The organism is Mycolicibacterium parafortuitum, from assembly GCF_002086815.1.
Classification (GTDB): Bacteria; Actinomycetota; Actinomycetes; order Mycobacteriales; family Mycobacteriaceae; genus Mycobacterium; species Mycobacterium parafortuitum.
This window is the reverse complement of the sequence record NZ_MVID01000018.1, coordinates 66,903-87,122: the sequence shown is the minus strand read 5'-3', so window position 1 is coordinate 87,122 and position 20,220 is coordinate 66,903. Positions and strand designations below refer to the sequence as shown.

Here is a 20,220-nt window from a genome sequence, read left to right as displayed (position 1 = left end):
GTGTCCGAAACAGCAACAGACATCGGGGTTCTCGTCGCCGTGGACGGCTCACCGGAGTCCGACGCCGCGGTGCGGTGGGCAGCGCGGGAAGCCGTGCTGCGCAACCGGCCGGTCACCCTGATCCACGTCGTGGCGCCCGTCGTGGTCACCTGGCCGATCGACGGGGTGATGACGGACTTCTACGACTGGCAGGAAGACAACGCCCGCACCGTGGTCGCCGCGGCCGAGAAGATGCTCACCGCCGCCGCGGAGGGCCACACGCTGCCGGCGGTCAACGTCGAGATCCGCCACGACGGCATCGTTCCCGAGCTGACCGCCGCATCCGAGCACGCCGATCTGCTCGTGCTCGGCAGTCGCGGACTCGGTCGCATCGGCGGGGCGCTGCTGGGTTCGGTCAGCCGCACCCTGCTGCACCATGCGCGCTGCCCCGTCGTCGTCACCAAGGAGGTCGTCACCGAAGAGTCCGGGGCCGGCAAGCAGCACGACACGCTGCCGGTGGTGCTGGGCATCGACGGCTCTCCGGCGTCGGAGAACGCGACGGCGTTCGCCTTCTCCGAGGCGTCGTTTCGTGGCGTCGACCTGATCGCGCTGCACGCGTGGAGCGATGTCGCGGTCTTCCCGGCGCTCGGAATGGACTGGCGCCAATACGAAGAACAGGGACACGAGATCCTCGCCGAGCGCCTCGCCGGCTGGCAGGAGCGCTACCCCGACGTCCACGTGCAGCGCCGCCTGGTAAGCGACAAACCGGCACGCTGGCTCATCGAGGAATCCGCCAACGCCCAGTTGGTGGTCGTCGGCAGCCGCGGCCGCGGAGGCATCTCCAGCATGCTGCTCGGCTCGGTCAGCACCGCTGTCGCCGAATCGGCCCTCGCGCCGGTCGCGGTACTTCGTGGCTGACGGTACCGGCCGGTGGCGGGCTCTGCTGGAGCCCGCGCTGGTGGTGCTCACCGTCGGGGCGCTGGCCGCGGGCGGTCTCGCCTGGCTGTTGGGCGCCCGCACGGTCGCTGACATCTGCTGGGCCGCAGGCACTCTGATCGCCGTCGTGCCCGCGGTGGCGTGGGTGGTCGGCGCGCTGCGTCAGGGCCGGCTCGGCGTCGACCTGATCGCGGTGCTGTCGTTGGTCGGGACACTGTGGGTCGGCGAGTATCTCGCGGGCTCGCTCATCGCGGTGATGCTGGCGGGTGGCCGCGCGCTGGAATCCGCCGCGTCCAGGCGCGCCTCGCGCGACCTCAAGGCGCTGCTCGAGCGGGCGCCGAGATTTGCCCGCCGCCGGGTCGGCGACCAGGTCACCACGATTGCCCTCGGCGAGGTGGCCGCTGGCGATCTGCTCGTCATCGCGCCCGGGGACGTGGTGCCCGTCGACGGGCGGGTCGCCGACACGGTGGCGGTTCTCGACGAGTCGGCGCTGACCGGCGAACCCCTGCACGTGGAACGGCCCGTCGGGGACACGGTCCGCAGCGGCGTGGTCAACGCCGGCGGAGCGTTCGAGCTCAAGGCCACCGCGACCGCCGAGGACAGTACCTACGCCGGCATCGTCCGGCTGGCCCAGCAGGCCGGCGCCGAGAGTGCACCGGTCGTGCGGCTCGCCGACCGCTACGCGGCCTTCTTCCTGCCGCTGTCGCTGCTGATGGCCGGCGCGGCGTGGCTGGCCAGCGGCTCGGCGGTGCGTGCGGTGGCCGTGCTGGTGGTGGCCACGCCGTGCCCGCTGCTGCTCGCGGCGCCGGTGGCGATCGTGTCCGGGCTGTCGCGGGCGTCCCGGGTCGGGGTCGTGATCCGCAGCGGTGGAGCGCTGGAGAACCTCGGCCACGCCTCGACGTTGGTGATGGACAAGACCGGCACGCTGACGATGGGTCGCCCCCAGGTCGTCGACGTCGTCGCGGCGCCGGGTACCGACGCCGGCGAGATCCTGCGGCTGGCCGCCTCGGTGGACCAGCTGTCCCAGCATGTGCTCGCCGAAGCCATCGTCACCGAGGCGACGGCCCGCGGACTGCAGCTGTCGATGCCCACCGACTCCGCCGAGGAGGCCGGGCGCGGGGTGAGCGCCACCCTGGACGGCGTCCGCGTCACCGTCGGGAGGTTGAGCGACACCGCCACGTCCACCGACGACTGGATGCAGACCGCGCTCAACCGCGCCCGGCTGGACAGTGCGGCGATGGTCTGGGTCGCGGTCGACGGCGAGCCGCGCGGTGCCGTGTTGCTGCGGGATCCGTTGCGCCGGCAGGCTCCCCGGACGATGCGCAGACTGCGCAGCGCCGGGATCGACCGCCTGGTGATGCTCACCGGCGACCGGGCCGAGCCGGCGCGGGAGGTCGCCACCGTGCTCGGCCTCGACGAGGTCTACGCCCAGCAGACCCCGGCCGACAAGGTCGCGGCGGTGCGCGCCGAACGCGAACGTGCGGTGACGGTGATGGTCGGCGACGGCATCAACGACGCGCCGGCGCTGGCTGCCGCCACCGTGGGCGTGGCGATGGGTGCGCGCGGCGCCACCGCGTCGTCGGAGGCCGCCGACGTGGTGCTGACCACCGACCGGCTCGACCGCCTCGCCGACGCGATGGACATCGCCCGCTGGTCGCGGCACATCGCGGTGCAGTCCGCCGTCGTCGGCATGACGTTGTCGGTCGCGGCGATGGCGGCCGCCGCGTTCGGCCTGCTCCCCCCGGCGGCCGGCGCGCTGCTGCAGGAGGCCATCGACGTATCGGTGATCCTCAACGCGCTACGGGCACTGCGCGCCAATCCGCGTACCGAGGTGCCGTTGCCGGCGGACACCGAGGCGCTGCTGCGCGAGTTCGCCGCCGAGCACGACGAACTGCGCGACACCCTCGCCCAGATCCGGGACAGCGCAGACAGATTGGTGCAGCGCCCCGACGCGGCAGCGCTGGACTCGGTGCGCCGCACCAACCGGCTGCTGATCGAACGGATCCTGCCGCACGAACGCGCCGAGGAGACCACGCTGTACCCGGCGCTGGCCGTACCGCTGCACAGCGGCGAGGCGACGGCCACCATGAGCCGCACCCACGCCGAGATCCAGCGCCTGGCCGACCGGATCGGCACACATGTGCAGCTGGCCGAGCAGGCCGGCGGGATCGAGCCCGAACAGGTCGACGATCTGCTGGCGTGTCTCTACGGCCTCTACGCGGTGCTGCGGCTGCATTTCAGCCAGGAGGAGGAGAACTACTTCGCGCTGGCGCAGGACGACGCCGACAGCTGACCGGGTCAGAGCGCGTCGAGGCACAACCGGTGGGCCGTGGCGACCGTGTCGGGCAGCGGCGCGCCGGTGTCGAGCGGATACGCGCCGGGCCAGTCCGTCTCCCACCGCGACAGCTCGGCCGCCAGTTCCGGGGTGGCGTCCGAGGTCGTCGGCCCTCGGTGCGCGATCCGCCGCTGCGCTTCGGAAACCGGTACGGTGCACCGCAATTCGATGAGGGCGGAGTGCGTGTCCGCCGCCACGGCGTGTGCGCGGTCGCGGTGCCCGGCGTCGCGCCAGGTGCCGTCCAGCACCACCGAATGCCCGGCCCCGAGCCAGGCGCGCGCCCGGTCGAGTACCTCGTCGTAGACCGCCGACACGTTCTCCTCGGAGTAGAGACCGGCGCCGAGGTCCCCTGCCCGGCCGTGCACCGCGCCGGCGCGGATCAGCTCGCGCCGCACGTCGTCGGTCGAGATCACCTGTGCGTCAAGTTTTTCGGCCAGCCCGCGGGCCACGGTGGTCTTTCCCGTGCCGGGGCCGCCGCCGACCATCACCAGCCGCACCGCGCCCGACCGCAGATGCGCCAGCGCCATCGAGAGGTGGTGTCGCGCTTCGGGCACCGAGTCGTCGCGACCCTGGCCGGCCCGCACACAGTCGGTCTTGGCGCGCACGGTCGCGCGGTAGGCGATGCAGAAGTGCCGCAGGGAGGCCGGGGCGGCGTCGCCGGCGCGGCGGCAGTATTCGTCGAGGAACAGCGCACCGAGGTCGGGGCGGCCGAGGAACTCCAGATCCATCGCCAGGAACGCGGCGTCGTCGACCCCGTCGACGTAGCGGAGCTGATCGTCGAACTCCAGGCAGTCCAGCATCACCGGGCCGTCCGCGGTGCAGAAGATGTCCTGGGTCAACAGGTCTCCGTGCCCGTCGACGACCCGGCCCTCCGCGATCCGGCCCGCGTAGAGGGGCCCACGGCCGGCCAGGTACCGCTCGGCGCGGCGCGCGATCTCGGCCAGGGACGCCTCGTCGAGGAGCGTGCCTGCGTGCCGCTGCAGCTCGGTCAGATTCTGCCGCCACCGCCGCGTCAGTGTCTCGGCGGTGGCCTCGTGGTCGATCCGCGGTCCGCGGTCGCCGCCGCGGTGGAACCCGGCCAGGATCCCGGCGATCGTCACCAGCCATCCCGCGACGTCGTCCCCGGCGCGCACCAGCGCGGCGAGCCGCTCGGTGTCGGGATACCTGCGCATCACGATCACCGGCTCCGGCTCACCCGCCGGCGACCGGTAGGACCCCAGACCGAGATACGCCTCGGGGGCCAGCCGCCGGTTCAGCTCCAGCTCGCGGCGGCACGCGGCCTCTCGCTTGTCCCTGGTGCCGAAGTCCAGGAAGTCGGTGCACACCGGTTTCTTCACCTTGTACGCGCGGTCGCCGACCAGCACGACCAACCCGGTGTGCGTCTCGTGGAGTTCGGCGCCGAGATCGCCGCGGGCCGGGCTCACCCGGACGCCGAGTGGGGCGCCGTCACCAGGACCTTCAACGCACCGGAGTTCGCGGCATCACTGAAAACCTGGTAGGCCGTGTCGAATTCGTCCATGGTGAAGCGGTGCGTGACCATCGGGGTGGTGTCGAGCCTGCCGGAGGCGACCAGCCCGATCAACGTGGGTGTGGAGAACGTGTCCACCAGCCCGGTCGTGATGGTCAGGTTCTTGCTCCAGATCTGCTCCAGATGCAGGGTGGCGGGGGCGCCGTGCACCCCGATGTTGGCGACGTGCCCACCCGGACGCACCAGCCGCACCGACTCCTCGAAGGTCGCGGGCACACCGACGGCCTCCATCACCACGTCGGCTCCGAGCCCTGCGGTCAGCTCGTCGATGAGCTCGCGCGCGGACTGCGTACCGGAGTTCACGGTGTGGTCGGCACCCAGCGCGCGCGCCGCATCCAACCGGGCGTCGGCGAGATCGATCGCCACGATGTGGCTGGGGCTGTACAGCTTCGCGGTGAGGATCGCCGCCAGGCCGATCGGCCCGGCACCCACGATCGCGACCACGTCGCCGGGGGTGACGGTGCCCGCGAGCACACCCACTTCATAGGAGGTGGGCAGGATGTCGGCCAGCACGATCATCTGCTCGTCGCTGACCCCGGGCGGCACCTTGTGGGTCGAGTTGTCGGCGAACGGCACCCGGACGTACTCGGCCTGGGTGCCGTCGATGTAGCGACCCAGGATCCATCCGCCACCGCCCAGGCACTGGCCGTAGTGGCCCTGCCTGCAGTACCGGCAGGCCCCGCAGGAGCTGACGCAGGAGACCAGCACCCGGTCACCGACCGAGAGCGTCTGCACCGCGGCGCCGGTCGCGGTGACGGTGCCGACCGCTTCGTGGCCGAGAATCCGCCCCGACTCCACCTCCGGCACATCCCCTTTGAGGATGTGCAGGTCGGTACCACAGATCGTCACCGCGTCGACGTGCACGATCGCATCGCCGGCGTGCAGGATCTGCGGGTCGGGAACCGTCTGCCATGAGCGGCGTCCGGGTCCGTCGTACACCATCGCGAACATGTCGCGCCCCTTTCAGGACGGCCCGGCCGGGGTGATCAACCCGTAGTCGCCGTCGTAGCGTCGGTAGAGGACGCCGGCCCGGCCCTGCGCCGCGTCGACGAAGAACAGGAACGGCCGGTCGAGCAGCGCGAGCCGTTCGACTGCGTCCTGCTCGCGGAGGCAGGGCAGCGGTTGGGTGCTGATCGTCACCCTGCCCTGATGCGGCGCCAGCGTGTCGGCGACCGACGGCGCCACCAGCGCCGCCCGGTAGCCCGCCGGTCCGTCCCGGTACACGACCACCGCTGTGCCCGAACCACTTTCGGCGAACAGGTGGAAGTCGTAGTCGAGCAACTCCATCTCGGTCACGGCGTCGTCGAGCGTGCAGGGCGCCATCGCGTAGGACTTGCGCCGGACGATCCTGGGGGCCGCGCCCTCGCCCGTCGTGCTCTGCGGTCCGCGGGCGGGCGTCTCGTCGTGGCGCCACGGGGGCGCCGCGTCCGGGCCCTTGCCGGCCTCCCACCGCGCGGCGAGGTGCTCCAGCCGACGGCGCAGCCGCGACTCCAGCGCGTCGACGGCCTCGCGTGCGGAGTCCGCCGTCACCTGGGCGCGCACCGGGCGCCCGCCCACCTCAAGGTTGGCCTGGCCGACCACCGGCTGCGCGACGGCCGGATCGCCGTGACGGGTCAACCGGACCCGCGCCCGGGTCACCGGGCGTTTGGCCAGCCGGGCCAGGCCGCCGATCTTGGCCTGCGCGTATTCGTCGGCCCCCGGGAACTCACCGTGGGTGGTGACCTCGACGTCGACGACGGGCAGCGGTCCAGCGGCATTGCTCACAACTCAGTCGTACGCCGAATCGGCCGACGATGTAAGGGCCTAAGGTCCTCCGGCCCCGGCCGGTCAGCCGTGGGTCACCAGCACCGGGCGCTGCGACCGGTGCACGGCGGCCACAGCGACGCTGCCCAGCAGCACCTCACGCGGCAGGGACCGGCCGCGGGATCCCACGGCCAGCACGGCGGCGCCGCGGCGGTCGGCGCAGTCGATCAGCGCGTCGGCGACGGCGCGCTCGCGCCACCTGCCGAGGCCGGCCGGTTCGTCGAGGCGGACGAGTTCCAGGTCTGTCGCCGCAGGGCTCACCGGGATGTCGGCGCCCTCGTCGCGGACGGCCACCAGGATCACCTCGCGGCTCGGGAACAGCCGGCGCACACCGTCGACGGCGGCGTCGGCGCCGGGCGATCCGTCGTAGCCCACCACGACCGGCCCGGCCGCCAGCGCGGCGGCCTCGTCGGCCAGCATCGGGTTGGGCACCACCAGCACCGGGACGGTGGCGTAGTGCACGACCATGTCGCTGACCGAACCGAGAAGCGCCTCGGAGCCGCCCAGCCCGCGGTCACCGACCACGATGACGTCGGTGTCCAGTTTCTCCGCCAGCTGGGCCAGCCGCAGTCCCTCGGAACCGATCGTGCGCTTGACCATCGGCTCGGCGTCCCACTCGGCGGCCTTGGCCAGCGCGACCCCGGTCGCGGCGATGGCGTCGGCTTCGCGGGCGCCCTCCCGTTCGATGAGCTCCACCAGCTCGTCGGCACTGGCCGCGGCGGTGCGCAGCCGGCGCCGGAGCTTGGTGCTGGCGAACGGCGGCGTCCAGATGTGCGTGATCCAGGCATGCGCGTTCGGGAACAGCACTGCCGCGGCGTTGAGGGCCGCACAGGCCGTCGGCGAACCGTCGTAGCCGACCATCACATTCGCCGGCATCCGCACTCCCCTTCCCTCGTCGGACCGCACAGCCGTCACCACTGACGACGGTAGGTTCGGCCCCGGTCGCGCAAATAGGGTCCAAATACCCTTGCCGGTCCATCCGCGCCGGGCAATTCCCTGGACACGGGGCGCATACTTATTGCGATGACTGGACCTGAGCACCAGCCCCGAAAACCCGTGATCCTGACCGTCGACGACGACCCCGCGGTGTCGCGCGCCGTGGCCCGCGACCTGCGCAGGCATTACGGGGAGAAGCACCGCATCGTGCGCGCCGAATCCGGCCCCGACGCGCTGGAGACCCTGAACGAACTCAAGCTGCGCGGCGAGACCGTCGCGGTGTTCGTCGCCGACTACCGGATGCCGCAGATGAGCGGCATCGAGTTCCTCGAAGCCGCGATGGACATCTTCCCGATGGCCCGCCGCGTGCTGCTCACCGCGTACGCCGACACGCACGCCGCGATCGACGCGATCAACGTGGTGGATCTGGACCACTACCTGCTCAAACCGTGGGATCCGCCGGAGGAGAAGCTCTACCCGGTGATCGACGCGCTGCTGGAGGCGTGGCGGGCCACCGGTGACCGCGCGATCCCGCACACCAAGATCATCGGGCACCCGTGGAATGCGCGATCCTCGGAGGTGCGCGAGTTCCTGGCCCGAAACCGGCTGTACTACACGTGGTTCCGCTCCGACGAGCCGCGCGGCGCGCAACTGCTGGAAGCCGCCGGGCAGGACGGGCTGACACTGCCGGTGATCATCACCGAGCAGGGCGAGACCCTGGTCGACCCGACCGACGCCGAACTCGGCGCGACGCTCGGGCTGACCACCACGCCGGCCGACGACTTCTACGACCTGGTGGTGATCGGCGGCGGCCCCGCCGGGCTGGCCGCCGCGGTGTACGGCGCCTCCGAAGGCCTCAAGACCGTGCTGATCGAACGCACCGCCACCGGCGGGCAGGCCGGCCAGAGCTCACGCATCGAGAACTACCTCGGCTTCCCCGACGGGCTGTCCGGTGCACAGCTCGCCGAGCGGGCCCGCAGGCAGGCCGAGAAGTTCGAGGCCGAGCTGATCACCGCGGCAGAGGTCACCAAACTGGAGGTCGACGGCGTCGCCCGCACCGTGCACCTGTCCGACGGGCGCACGATCGGCACCCGCGCGGTGATCCTCGCGATGGGTGTCGAGTACCGCCAGCTGCCCGCCGAGGGCTGCGCCGACCTGACCGGCGCCGGGGTGTACTACGGCGCCACCGCGTCGGTGGCGGCCGACTGCGAGAACGACGAGGTCTACGTCGTCGGTGGCGCGAACTCCGCGGGCCAGGCCGCGATGTTCCTGTCCCGCACCGCCAAATCGGTCACCATCGTCAGCAGGCGCACCCTTGAGGAGTCGATGTCGCACTACCTGATCCAGCAGATCAGGGCGCAGGACAACATCAAGGAGCTGCCCAACACCGTGGTGCACGCGGTCAAGGGCGACGGGCACCTCGAGGGCATCTGCCTGGAGAACACGAAAACCGGTGCGCGCGAAGAGTTCCAGTGCGGGCGGATGTTCATCTTCATCGGCGCCGAGCCGCGCACCGACTGGCTCGACGGTGTGGTGGTGCGCGACGACCACGGGTTCATCCTGGCCGGGCCGGATCTGCGCGACGTCAGCGGCTGGACGCTGGACCGTCCGCCACACCATCTGGAATCCAGTGTTCCCGGCGTGTTCGTGGCCGGTGACGTGCGCGCCGAATCGGCCAAGCGGGTCGCCGCGGCCGTCGGCGAGGGATCCATGGCCGTGATGCTCGTCCACCGGTACCTGGCCGAGACGTAGCCGCCCGTGTCGACGTGTGATCTGGCGGAGCTGCGCGGACTGTTCCTGTTCGAGGCCCTCACCGACGACCAGCTGGCCAGGTTGTGCGCCGACGCCCGGATCGAGACGTTCCCGGCCGGCCGGCTGTGCCGCGAAGGCGACCCCGCAAAGCACTTCTATGTGCTGCTCGACGGCGAGATCGCGTTGTCGAAACGCTCCGGCGACCGCGACATCGACATCTGGCGCGCCTCCGAGCCGGGGGTGTACTGCGGGGCGTGGTCGGCGTTCCTGCGCGACCCGGATGTGCGGTACGAGAACAGCGCCAGCCTGACCCGGCCGTCCCGGCTGCTCGTGCTCGACGCCGAGACACTGGGCGAGTTCCTGGCCGCCGAGTTCCCGATGGCCACCCATCTGCTGGTCGGGCACTCGCACGGCCGGTTCCACGCGCACCAGATCCTGGGCCCGCACGACCGGCTGGTGCAGCTCGGCAAACTGACCGCCGGCCTGACCCACGAACTGAACAATCCGGCGGCCGCCGCGGTGCGGGCCGCGAACGCGTTGCGGACCCAGATCGCCGGCATGCGGCACCGGCGCGCGGAACTGCCCGCGCACGAGCTCTCGCCGGCCGCGATGGCCTCGCTGGTGGAACTGCAGGACCGGATCGCCGAGATCGCGGGCAAACCCAAGGCGCTCACACCGGTCGAGAAGTCCGACCTCGAAGAGGCGCTGGGCCAGTGGCTGGAGGGCCGCGGGGTCACCGATGCGTGGGAGCATGCCGCGACGTTCGCCGAGGCGGGCCTGGACGTGGATTGGATGGAACGCATCTCGGCCTCGAGGTGCTGCGAGTCCGCCGCCGGCCTCGACCCGGTGGTCCGCTGGCTGGCCACCACCGCCGAAACCGAGCTGCTGCTGACCGAGCTCACCGACTCGACGACCCGCATCTCCACGCTGATCGAACAGACCAAGCAGTACTCGCAGCTCGACCGGGCCCCGCTCGGCGTCGCCGACGTCCACGACCTCCTCGACTCGACGCTGGCGATGTTCGCCCACCGCCTCGGTGAGGTCACGGTGGTCCGGGACTTCGACCGCAGCCTGCCTGCGCTGCCGTGCTACCCCGCCGAGCTCAACCAGGTGTGGACGAACCTGATCGAGAACGCGCTCGACGCGATGACCGGCCACCCCGGACATCCCAGTCCGGTGCTGACCGTGCACACCCGACGGGAGCTGGACATGGTCCGCGTCGAGGTGCGCGACAACGGCCGCGGAATCCCCGGCGACCTGATGGAGCGGGTATTCGACCCGTTCTTCACCACCAAACCGTTCGGCAACGGCGCCGGATTGGGCCTCGACATCGCCGCCCGCATCGTCGACCGGCACAACGGCAGCCTGTGGGCGGAATCAAATCGCGGCGATACGCGTTTCATTACCTCGCTCCCTCTGGCCACATCCGGCTCGGTCGCAGCGTCACAGGAAGGACCCTCCGATGGGTGATAAATGTGTGCCCGAGGAACTGCGCACCCTGTTCCTGTTCGAAAGCCTGACTGACGAGCAGCTGGACACACTGTGCGCCAACGGGCACATCGCGACGTTCGAACCGGGGCCCATATGTACCGAGGGCGACCCCGCCACCTGCTTCTATGTGATGCTCGACGGCGAGTTGGTGATGTCGAAACGCTCCGGTGGCGTCGACCTGGAGACCAACCGGACATCGCAACGCGGCGTGTACTGCGGGGCCTGGTCGGCCTACGTGCCCGGCGAGGACAAGACCTATCAGGCGTCGGTGCGGGTGACCCGGCCGTCCCGGTTCTTCGTGCTGGACGCCGCGGCGTTCGCGCAGTTCATGCAGACCGAGTTCCCGATGGCGGTGCACCTGCTGGAGGGCCACATGGTCGGTGGCATGCGGCAGCGCCAGATCATCGACACCCGGGAGAAGCTGCTCGCCCTCGGCCAGCTGTCGGCGGGCCTGACCCACCAGCTCAACAACCCGGCCGGGGCGACCGCCCGCGCGGTCGCCGACCTGCGCGAGGGTGTCGGAAAGATGCGCCACAAGCTCGCGATGCTCGCCGACGGGAAGTTCACCCCGGAGGCGCTGCGGGTGCTGGTCAGCATCCAGGACGAGGTCGCCGAGCAGGTGGCCAAATCGAAGACCCAGGATCTGACCGCGCTGGAGACCGCCGACCGGGAGGATCAGATCGGCGACTGGCTGGAAGCGCACGGGATCTCGGCGGCGTGGGACTACGCGCCGTCGTTCGTGGAGGCCGGTCTCGACGTGGACTGGCTCGAGCGGGTCGAGGCCTCGATCGACGATGTGGACTGCTCGGCGACGCTGCCCGGCGCGATCGGCTGGCTGAAGTACACCATCGACAACGAGCTGCTGATGAACCAGATCGCCGAGGCCAGCAAGCGGATCTCGGCGCTGCTGGCCGGCGCCAAGCAGTACTCGCAGATGGACCGCGCCGAATACCAGAAGGTCAACGTCCACGAGTTGTTGTTCAGCACGGTCAAGACGATCTTCGGCGACAAACTGGGCAGGGACAAGGTCGACCTGGTGTGGGACAAGGACAAGACTCTGCCTGAATTGCTCTGTTACCCAGGCGATCTCAACCAGGTGTGGACCAACCTCATCGACAACGCGATCCAGGCGATGAACGGCGTGGGTACCTTGACCATCCGCACCATGCGCGAGAACGAGGACATGATCCGGGTGGAGATCTGCGACGACGGGCCCGGCATCCCCGAGGACATCCAGGACCGCATCTTCACACCGTTCTTCACCACCAAACCCGTCGGCGAGGGCACCGGGCTGGGCCTGGACCTCGCGTGGCGCATCGTCGTCGAGAAGCACAAGGGCAACCTGACCGTGCAGTCGCAACCGGGCGACACCCGCTTCGTCGTCTGCCTGCCGCTGGCGGCACCCGCCCCGGAAGCGCCGTCGGGTGAGTGACGTGAAACCGGACCTCGGCCGGTTCGGGTCCTTCGGGCGCAGGGTCACCCCCGAGCAGGCCGCGCAGATCGAGGCGCTGGGGTACGGCGCAGTCTGGGTCGGCGGCTCCCCGCCCGCCGAACTCGACTGGGTCGAGCCCATCCTGGCGGCCACCACCACCCTGAAGGTGGCCACCGGCATCGTGAACATCTGGACCGCCGCGGCGGGTCCGGTCGCCGAATCGTTCCACCGCATCGAGACCGCCCACCCAGGCCGGTTCCTGCTCGGCATCGGCGTCGGCCATCCCGAGGCGCACCAGCAGTACCGCAAGCCGATCGATGCACTCACCGAGTACCTCGACAAGCTCGACGAGTACGGCGTGCCCCGCGGACGGCGCGTCGTCGCCGCGTTGGGCCCCAAGGTGCTCAAGCTGTCGGCGCAGCGGGCCGCCGGCGCGCACCCGTACCTGACCACACCGGAGCACACCGCCTGGGCGCGCGAACTGATCGGGCCGGAAGCGTTCCTGGCACCCGAACACAAGGTGGTGCTCACAACCGACGCCGATCAGGCCCGCGAGGTCGGCCGCACAGCGCTCGACATCTACCTGAACCTGGCCAACTACCTGAACAGCTGGAAACGTCTCGGATTCAGTGATCAAGACATCGCGAAACCGGGTAGTGACCGACTGGTGGACGCCGTGGTCGCCTACGGCACCACCGACCAGATCGCCGCGCGGCTGCGAGAACATCTCGACGCCGGCGCCGACCATGTACCCGTACAGGTGCTGACCGGACCCGACAAGCTGGTTCCTGCGCTGGCCGAACTCGCCGGTCCGCTGGGACTGAACGGATAAGGAGCAACGATGTCCGACACCGCAACGACCGACCCCGCAACCGAAACCGACGGCCCGTCGCTGAAGCCCGCGCTCGGGCGGTTCGGGGTGTGGACCGGCCAGCCGGTGTCACCCGAACAGGCCGTCGAGATCGAGAAGCTCGGGTACGGCACGGTCTGGGTCGGAGCGTCCCCGGCCGCTGAGCTGGCCTTCGTCGAACCGATCCTGGAGAAGACCGACACACTGCAGGTCGCCACCGGCATCGTGAACATCTGGACGGCCGACGCGGGCGAGGTGGCCAAGTCCTACCACCGCATCGAGAAGGCGTTCCCCGGCCGGTTCCTGCTCGGCATCGGGGTGGGCCACCCCGAGCACACCCAGGAGTACACCAAGCCGTACCAGGCGCTCGTCGACTATCTGGACGCGCTGGACGCGGCGAAGGTGCCGACCAGCCGGATGGTGATCGCCGCGCTCGGGCCCAAGGTGCTCAAGCTCGCCGCGCAGCGCAGTGCCGGCGCGCATCCGTACCTGACCACGCCGGTGCACACCGGCCAGGCCCGCGAGCTCCTCGGCCCCACCGTGCTGATCGCACCCGAGCACAAGGTGGTGCTGACCAACGATGCCGACAGAGCGCGCGAGATCGGCCGTGAGACGGTCGACTTCTACCTCGGGCTGTCGAACTACGTGAACAACTGGAAGCGGCTCGGCTTCACCGACGAAGACCTGACCCGGCCGGGCAGCGACCGGTTCATCGACGCGGTGGTCGCGCACGGCACGCCGGACGAGATCGCCGAGCGACTGTCCGAACACCTGGCGGCCGGTGCCGACCACGTCGCGATCCAGGTGCTCGGCGGCAGCGACGAACTGTTGTCGACGCTGGAGGAACTCGCCGGACCGCTGGGGCTCACGGCGCGGGGTTGATTCACGGCGCGGGATTGATCGTGGTCCCGTCGTCGATCACGCCCATCGCCTCGAGCATCGCGGGCGCCTGATCGGCCGGGCCCTGCGCGTCGAGGGCGAGGATGTAGATGTTCTGCGGGCCTTCGATCACCACGGACTTTCGGGCCACGAAACCGGGCGCGTCGTCGATGGTCGCGTTGCCGGCGATGTCGACCGCCGCGCTGCCGTCGAGTTCGCTCGGGGTCCCGGTGGTCGGGCCGTCCCAGCCCGCCAGCCGGGTGACCGCGTTCGGCGACAGTTCGAGGATCTTGGCGACCTCGAAGGTGCCGCCGTCCAGTCGCGCCATCCTGGCGATGATCACCGGCGGGTTCGGGGAGTCCTTGGCCGCCGACAACGCGATCGCCCCGTAGGCGTCCTGCGGCAGGTCGCTCTCGGGGATCGACTCCCAGCCGTCGGGCATCGGAAGGTCCACCACCGGGACACCGGGCTCGTTCGCCTTGACGATGGTCTGCGAGACGCCGCCCGCGGTGAGGTACTCCCCGACCGTCTGGCGGTCCATCGCCGCGGTGCCGGTCGGTTCAGGGGTCCCGGTCGGTTCAGGGGTTTCGGTCGTCCCGGTGGCCGCGCTCGTGGTCTCGGCAGGTTTCTCGCCGCCGGAACCGCAGCCGGTCACGGCCAGCGCGACAGCCAGTGCGGCCGCTGCGAGAACGCTGAGTGTCGTCGATGAGCGCATGGCGATCCCTCTCTATTACCGGGTGCTGGTAGCAGACCACAGGGCGCCGGATTCCAGAGCGGAATGGTCTGGATAGGGTCACTGTCCATGCGGTTGCTGGTCACCGGCGGAGCCGGGTTCATCGGCGCCAACTTCGTCCGCGCGACGGTGCGCGAGCGCCCCGACGTGCGCGTGACGGTGCTGGACTCGCTGACCTACGCCGGGAGCCGGGAGTCGCTCGCCGACGTGGAAGCCGACATCCGGCTGGTGGAAGGCGATATCACCGACGCCGGAGTGGTCGGCACGCTCGTCGCCGAATCCGACGCCGTGGTGCACTTCGCCGCCGAGACGCACGTCGACAACGCGCTGGCCGATCCCGCGCCGTTCGTACGCTCCAACGTGGTCGGGACGTTCACCATCCTGGAGGCCGTCCGCCACAGGTCGGCGACGAAACCGGTTCGCCTGCATCATGTCTCGACCGACGAGGTGTACGGCGACCTGACCCTCGACGAGCCGGCCCGGTTCACCGAGTCGACGCCGTACAACCCGTCGAGCCCGTACTCGGCGACCAAGGCCGCCTCGGACATGCTGGTCCGCGCATGGGTGCGCTCCTACGGTGTCGCGGCGACGCTGTCGAACTGCTCGAACAACTACGGGCCGTTCCAGCATGTGGAGAAGTTCATCCCGCGCCAGATCACCAACATCCTGACCGGGCGCCGTCCGAAGCTCTACGGCACCGGCGCCAACGTGCGCGACTGGATCCACGTCGACGACCACAACAGCGCGGTGTGGCGGGTGCTGACCGACGGCGCGGTCGGGCGCACCTATCTGATCGGCGCCGACGGCGAGCGCGACAACCTGTCGGTGATGCGGATGATCCTGCGGTTGATGGGCCACTCCCCCGACGACTTCGACCACGTCACCGACCGCGCCGGCCACGACCTGCGGTACGCGATCGACGCCACCCCGCTGCGCGACGAACTCGGGTGGCGACCCGGCCACGCCGATTTCGAGGCCGGGCTTCGCGCCACCATCGAGTGGTACCGCGACAACGAATCATGGTGGGGCCCAATCAAGGACGCCGTCGAGACGGCGTACGAGGCGCGGCAGCAGTAAGCCCGGCCACACAGCCCCTTGCGGAGGGCTGTAGGTCATTACTAGGATATCCAAGTATCTACGCTCGGAAGGCTTTGTCATGACCACACGGATCCCTCATTTCATCGATGGAAAGCGCAGCGAGCTCGCGTCGACCCGCACCGCAGGCGTCTTGAACCCGAGCACCGGCGAAGTTCAGGCCGAGGTCCTGCTCGCCAGCGCGGCCGACGTCGACACCGCGGTCGCCTCCGCGGTCGAAGCCCAGAAGGAATGGGCCGCCTGGAACCCGCAGCGCCGCGGCCGCGTGTTCATGAAGTTCATCCAGCTGGTCAACGATCACATCGAGGAATTGGCCGAACTGCTGTCCATCGAGCACGGCAAGACCGTCGCCGACTCCAAGGGCGACATCCAGCGCGGCATCGAGGTCATCGAGTTCGCGATCGGCATCCCGCACCTGCTCAAGGGTGAGTTCACCGAGAACGCCGGCACCGGCATCGACGTCTACTCGATCCGCCAGCCGCTGGGCGTCGTCGCGGGCATCACGCCGTTCAACTTCCCCGCGATGATCCCGCTGTGGAAGGCCGGCCCGGCGCTGGCCTGCGGTAACGCATTCATCCTCAAGCCGTCCGAGCGCGACCCGTCGGTGCCGCTGCGCCTGGCCGAACTGTTCCTCGAGGCCGGACTGCCCGCGGGCGTCTTCCAGGTCGTGCAGGGCGACAAGGAAGCCGTCGACGCGATCCTGACCCACCCCGACATCCAGGCCGTCGGCTTCGTCGGAAGCTCCGACATCGCGCAGTACATCTACTCGACCGCCGCTGCCCACGGAAAGCGCTCACAGTGCTTCGGCGGCGCGAAGAACCACATGATCATCATGCCCGACGCCGATCTCGACCAGGCCGTCGATGCGCTGATCGGCGCCGGGTACGGCAGCGCCGGCGAGCGCTGCATGGCGATCAGCGTCGCGGTGCCGGTCGGTGAGGAAACCGCGAACCGCCTGCGCGCCCGCCTGGTCGAGCGGGTCAATCAGCTCCGTGTCGGCCACAGCCTGGACCCGAAGGCCGACTACGGCCCGCTGGTCACCGAGGCCGCGCTGAACCGGGTCAAGGACTACATCGCCGCGGGTGTCGAGGCCGGCGCCGAGCTGGTCGTCGACGGGCGCGAGCGCACCACCGACGAGCTGACGTTCGACGACCAGAGCCTGGAGAAGGGCTACTTCATCGGACCCACCCTGTTCGACCACGTCACCACCGACATGTCGATCTACACCGACGAGATCTTCGGCCCGGTGCTGTGCATCGTGCGCGCCAAGGATTACGACGAGGCCCTCAAGCTCCCGACCGAGCACGAGTACGGCAACGGCGTCGCGATCTTCACCCGCGACGGTGACGCCGCGCGCGACTTCGTGTCCAAGGTCCAGGTCGGCATGGTCGGCGTGAACGTGCCGATCCCGGTTCCGGTGGCCTACCACACCTTCGGCGGCTGGAAGCGGTCCGGATTCGGCGACCTCAACCAGCACGGCCCGGCGTCGATCCAGTTCTACACCAAGGTCAAGACGGTCACCGAGCGCTGGCCGTCGGGCATCAAGGATGGCGCCGAGTTCGTCATCCCGACCATGAAGTAGGGCGGTTCGGTGTTCGAGTTGGACATGTTCGGATTGAACAGCGACGAACGCGTCATCACCGAGACGGCTGCCGCGTTCGCCGCCAAACGCCTTGCCCCGCATGCCCTGGACTGGGATGCCGAAAAGCACTTCCCCGTCGATGCACTGCGGGAGGCCGCCGAGCTCGGCATGGGCGCGATCTACTGTTCCGAAGAGGTCGGCGGCAGCGGACTGCGCCGCCTCGACGCGGTCCGCATCTTCGAGGAGCTGGCCGCCGCGGATCCGGCGATCGCGTCGTTCATCTCGATCCACAACATGTGCGCGTGGATGATCGACACCTACGGCACGCCCGAGCAGCGCAAGAAGTGGGTGCCGTCGCTGGCGTCGATGGACAGCATCGCCAGCTACTGCCTGACCGAACCGGGTGCCGGCTCCGACGCGTCGGCGCTGCGCACCCGGGCGGTCCGCGACGGTGATTCCTACGTGCTCGACGGGGTCAAACAGTTCATCTCCGGCGCCGGAACCTCCGACGTCTACGTGGTGATGGCGCGCACCGGGGTCGACGGCCCGCGCGGGATCTCCACGTTCATCGTCGAAAAGGACACGCCCGGGCTGAGTTTCGGCCCCAACGAGGCGAAGATGGGCTGGAACGCCCAGCCGACCGCCCAGGTGATCCTCGAGAAGGTCCGCGTGCCCGCCGACGCGATGCTCGGCGGCGCCGACGGTGAGGGCACCGGGTTCGGCATCGCGATGAACGGCCTCAACGGCGGGCGGATCAACATCGCGGCCTGCTCGCTGGGCGGTGCCCGCACGGCGCACGAGAAGGCGGCCGGCTATGTGCGCGACCGGGAGGCGTTCGGCGGGTCTCTGCTCGACGAGCCGACCATCCGCTTCACGCTGGCCGATATGGCGACCTCGCTGCAGACGTCCCGGATGATGTTGTGGCGGGCGGCATCCGCGCTCGATGCCGACGACCCCGGCAAGGTCGAGTTGTGCGCGATGGCCAAGCTGTACGTGACCGACGCCTGCTACGACGTGGCCGATTCCGCGCTGCAGCTGCACGGCGGCTACGGGTATCTCAAGGAGTACGGACTGGAGAAGATCCTGCGCGATCTTCGCGTTCACCGGATCCTCGAAGGCACCAATGAAATCATGCGCGTGGTGATCGGCCGGGCCGAAGCGGCCCGGGCCCGAGCCGCCGTCTAAGAAAGGTTGTGTCGATGACGACGATCGCGTTCCTGGGCCTGGGCAACATGGGCGGCCCGATGGCGGCGAACCTGGTTGCGGCCGGACACCCCGTGCACGCCTTCGACCTGGTACCCGAGCTCAAAGAGGCGGCAAAGGCCAAGGGCGCGAATATCTTCGACACTGCTGCCGCCGCGGTGGCGGATGCCGATGTGGTGATCACCTCGCTGCCGAACGGCACCATCGTCAAGGCCGTCTACGACGAGGTGGTGCCCGCCGCCAAGGCGGGCGCGCTGCTGATCGACACGTCGACGATCTCCGTCGACGATGCCCGCGCCATCCACAGCCAGGCGGCCGAGAAGGGCCTCGCGCAGATCGACGCGCCCGTTTCCGGCGGTATCAAGGGCGCGACGGCGGGCACGCTGGCGTTCATGGTCGGCGGCGATGACGAAGCCTTCGAGCGGGCCAAGCCGGTGCTGGAACCGATGGCGGGCAAGATCATCCACTGCGGCGCCTCGGGTGCGGGGCAGGCGGCCAAGTTGTGCAACAACATGGTGCTGGCCGTGCAGCAGATCGCGATCGGTGAGGCGTTCGTGCTCGCCGAGAAGCTGGGCCTGCCCGCGCAGTCGCTGTTCGACGTGATCACCGGCGCGACCGGCAACTGCTGGTCGGTGCACACCAACTGCCCTGTGCCCGGCCCGGTTCCGACCTCCCCGGCCAACAACGGCTTCAAGCCGGGCTTCGCGACGGCGCTGATGAACAAGGACCTGGGGCTGGCGATGGCCGCGGTCGAGTCCGCCGGATCGAAGGCGCCGCTGGGCAGCCACGCCGCCGAGATCTACGCGGAGTTCGCCCAGTCCGATCCGACCCACGCCGCACTGGACTTCAGCGCGATCATCGAGGCGCTGCGGGACTGACCCGGGGTCAGGCCGCGCTCGGCCTGCGGTGGCTGTCGAGCCACGCGTCGTGCAGGCGCTGACAGTCGGCGATACTGCGCGGCTGCGCCGCGGAGTCGTCGCCGAGCAGCACGGTCGGCACACCACAGGTCTCCGCCGCCCGAAGGCTCACCTGCGACCCCGCGAACGCAAGAGAGTTGTGCGCCGGCGCCCCGAGTTCGGCCAGCGCTGTGCGGAACAGTTCGCAGCGCGGGGCGTCGTCGACGGTGACGATCGTGTCGACCATGCCTTCCCCGACCAGCTGCCTCACCAAGGGTTCGACCCAGGTGTGGCGGCCGGTGCTGACCACGCCCACCGCGATGCCCGCACCGAACGCCTCGGCGATCAGCTCCGCCATCCCGGGACGGGCGGTGATGTCGGCGTCGAGGATCGTCTCGGCCAGGATCATCTCCTTGGTCGCGCAGATCTCGTCGACGAGCAACTCGGCCAGCACATCGCATTCGCTGCTGACCCCGCGCTTGCGCAGTTCGGCGGCGACCCGGCGGCGCTCGTCGGGAAGCTCCTGCAGTTGCCGGTAGCGCGCCGGGGACCACGAGATGTCGAGTTCCAGCTCCGCGAACGCCGCGTTGAAGGCGAGCCGGTGGCCGGTGCTCTCCACGTCGGCGATCGCGTCGAGGTCGAGGATCACCGCGCTCAGGGTGGACAGGGGGCGTACCGCGGTGTCACCTGGGGTGTCACCGGGTCCGGACCAGTCCCACCAGAACCGGCCGGCACGCCATGCTTTCTGCTGTGAGGGCTGCACGAATTCATAGTGGCCCACATCACACCA

At 69.9% G+C, this 20,220-nt stretch carries 17 protein-coding genes; 11 read left to right on the top strand and 6 right to left on the bottom strand.

The features are described 5' to 3' along the window. Positions 1-897 carry a universal stress protein gene (locus BST38_RS18810; RefSeq protein WP_083144976.1) on the top strand — a complete coding sequence of 299 codons (897 nt, stop codon included), beginning with the start codon at positions 1-3 and terminating at the stop codon, positions 895-897. Continuing rightward, positions 890-3,208 (top strand): heavy metal translocating P-type ATPase, encoded by a 2,319-nt coding sequence (locus tag BST38_RS18805; protein ID WP_083144975.1) that lies wholly within the window; start codon positions 890-892, stop codon positions 3,206-3,208. Before BST38_RS18810 ends, BST38_RS18805 begins: the two co-directional genes overlap by 8 nt. Before the next feature lie 5 nt (positions 3,209-3,213). Here BST38_RS18805 and BST38_RS18800 read toward each other — a convergent pair whose 3' ends face one another. The 4 genes from BST38_RS18800 to BST38_RS18785 form a co-directional block, all read right to left on the bottom strand. Then, entirely contained in the window at positions 3,214-4,674 is a 1,461-nt protein-coding gene (locus BST38_RS18800) for a bifunctional aminoglycoside phosphotransferase/ATP-binding protein (protein WP_083144974.1), read from the bottom strand. Then, entirely contained in the window at positions 4,671-5,729 is a 1,059-nt protein-coding gene (locus BST38_RS18795; protein ID WP_083144973.1) for an alcohol dehydrogenase catalytic domain-containing protein, read from the bottom strand. Before BST38_RS18795 ends, BST38_RS18800 begins: the two co-directional genes overlap by 4 nt. Positions 5,730-5,741: 12 nt before the next feature. Continuing rightward, entirely contained in the window at positions 5,742-6,542 is an 801-nt protein-coding gene (locus tag BST38_RS18790) for a ribosome hibernation promotion factor (protein ID WP_083144972.1), read from the bottom strand. Positions 6,543-6,605: 63 nt separating this feature from the next. Continuing rightward, positions 6,606-7,457, bottom strand: coding sequence for a universal stress protein (locus BST38_RS18785; RefSeq protein ID WP_083144971.1), 852 nt, complete (start codon positions 7,455-7,457; stop codon positions 6,606-6,608). Between the two features lie 147 nt (positions 7,458-7,604). Here BST38_RS18785 and BST38_RS18780 point away from each other — a divergent pair, with 147 nt between their 5' ends. From BST38_RS18780 to BST38_RS18760, 5 genes are read left to right on the top strand one after another with little or no spacing between them, the layout of a single operon-like run. Continuing rightward, positions 7,605-9,269, top strand: coding sequence for an NAD(P)/FAD-dependent oxidoreductase (locus tag BST38_RS18780; RefSeq protein WP_083144970.1), 1,665 nt, complete (start codon positions 7,605-7,607; stop codon positions 9,267-9,269). A gap of 6 nt (positions 9,270-9,275) precedes the next feature. Beyond that, complete coding sequence (locus BST38_RS29790; protein ID WP_083144969.1) at positions 9,276-10,739, top strand: ATP-binding protein; 1,464 nt, start codon at positions 9,276-9,278, stop codon at positions 10,737-10,739. Beyond that, positions 10,732-12,192, top strand: a complete 1,461-nt coding sequence (locus tag BST38_RS18770) for an ATP-binding protein (protein ID WP_083144968.1) — start codon at positions 10,732-10,734, stop codon at positions 12,190-12,192. Before BST38_RS29790 ends, BST38_RS18770 begins: the two co-directional genes overlap by 8 nt. Continuing rightward, positions 12,185-13,024, top strand: a complete 840-nt coding sequence (locus BST38_RS18765; RefSeq protein WP_083144967.1) for an LLM class F420-dependent oxidoreductase — start codon at positions 12,185-12,187, stop codon at positions 13,022-13,024. Before BST38_RS18770 ends, BST38_RS18765 begins: the two co-directional genes overlap by 8 nt. Before the next feature lie 9 nt (positions 13,025-13,033). Continuing rightward, positions 13,034-13,924 carry an LLM class F420-dependent oxidoreductase gene (locus BST38_RS18760; RefSeq protein WP_083144966.1) on the top strand — a complete coding sequence of 297 codons (891 nt, stop codon included), beginning with the start codon at positions 13,034-13,036 and terminating at the stop codon, positions 13,922-13,924. 1 nt (position 13,925) lies between these two features. Here the strand turns inward: BST38_RS18760 and BST38_RS18755 are convergent, their stop codons facing one another. Beyond that, positions 13,926-14,636, bottom strand: a complete 711-nt coding sequence (locus BST38_RS18755) for an LpqN/LpqT family lipoprotein (protein ID WP_083144965.1) — start codon at positions 14,634-14,636, stop codon at positions 13,926-13,928. 87 nt (positions 14,637-14,723) lie between these two features. Here BST38_RS18755 and rfbB point away from each other — a divergent pair, with 87 nt between their 5' ends. From rfbB to mmsB, 4 genes are all read left to right on the top strand, one after another. Next, entirely contained in the window at positions 14,724-15,731 is a 1,008-nt protein-coding gene (rfbB, locus tag BST38_RS18750; protein ID WP_083144964.1) for a dTDP-glucose 4,6-dehydratase, read from the top strand. Between the two features lie 79 nt (positions 15,732-15,810). Beyond that, the gene (locus BST38_RS18745; protein WP_083144963.1) at positions 15,811-17,331 is read left to right on the top strand and encodes a CoA-acylating methylmalonate-semialdehyde dehydrogenase; all 1,521 of its coding nucleotides are present in this window, start codon (positions 15,811-15,813) and stop codon (positions 17,329-17,331) included. A gap of 24 nt (positions 17,332-17,355) precedes the next feature. Then, the gene (locus tag BST38_RS18740; protein WP_181792109.1) at positions 17,356-18,516 is read left to right on the top strand and encodes an acyl-CoA dehydrogenase family protein; all 1,161 of its coding nucleotides are present in this window, start codon (positions 17,356-17,358) and stop codon (positions 18,514-18,516) included. A 14-nt stretch (positions 18,517-18,530) separates the two neighbouring features. Then, on the top strand, positions 18,531-19,412 hold the full coding sequence (mmsB, locus tag BST38_RS18735; protein ID WP_083144962.1) for a 3-hydroxyisobutyrate dehydrogenase: 882 nt from the start codon (positions 18,531-18,533) through the stop codon (positions 19,410-19,412). Positions 19,413-19,419: 7 nt separating this feature from the next. Here mmsB and BST38_RS18730 read toward each other — a convergent pair whose 3' ends face one another. Next, on the bottom strand, positions 19,420-20,193 hold the full coding sequence (locus tag BST38_RS18730) for an HAD family hydrolase (RefSeq protein ID WP_083145010.1): 774 nt from the start codon (positions 20,191-20,193) through the stop codon (positions 19,420-19,422). Between the last annotated feature and the right edge of the window lie 27 nt (positions 20,194-20,220).

Coding starts and splice junctions, on each gene's coding strand:
- BST38_RS18795 (WP_083144973.1), bottom strand. CDS start 5,729: ATGTTCGCGATGGTGTACGACGGACCCGGACGCCGCTCATGGCAGACG.
- BST38_RS18785 (WP_083144971.1), bottom strand. CDS start 7,457: ATGCCGGCGAATGTGATGGTCGGCTACGACGGTTCGCCGACGGCCTGT.
- BST38_RS18780 (WP_083144970.1), top strand. CDS start 7,605: ATGACTGGACCTGAGCACCAGCCCCGAAAACCCGTGATCCTGACCGTC.
- BST38_RS18770 (WP_083144968.1), top strand. CDS start 10,732: ATGGGTGATAAATGTGTGCCCGAGGAACTGCGCACCCTGTTCCTGTTC.
- BST38_RS18760 (WP_083144966.1), top strand. CDS start 13,034: ATGTCCGACACCGCAACGACCGACCCCGCAACCGAAACCGACGGCCCG.
- BST38_RS18755 (WP_083144965.1), bottom strand. CDS start 14,636: ATGCGCTCATCGACGACACTCAGCGTTCTCGCAGCGGCCGCACTGGCT.
- rfbB (WP_083144964.1), top strand. CDS start 14,724: ATGCGGTTGCTGGTCACCGGCGGAGCCGGGTTCATCGGCGCCAACTTC.
- BST38_RS18745 (WP_083144963.1), top strand. CDS start 15,811: ATGACCACACGGATCCCTCATTTCATCGATGGAAAGCGCAGCGAGCTC.
- BST38_RS18740 (WP_181792109.1), top strand. CDS start 17,356: ATGTTCGGATTGAACAGCGACGAACGCGTCATCACCGAGACGGCTGCC.
- mmsB (WP_083144962.1), top strand. CDS start 18,531: ATGACGACGATCGCGTTCCTGGGCCTGGGCAACATGGGCGGCCCGATG.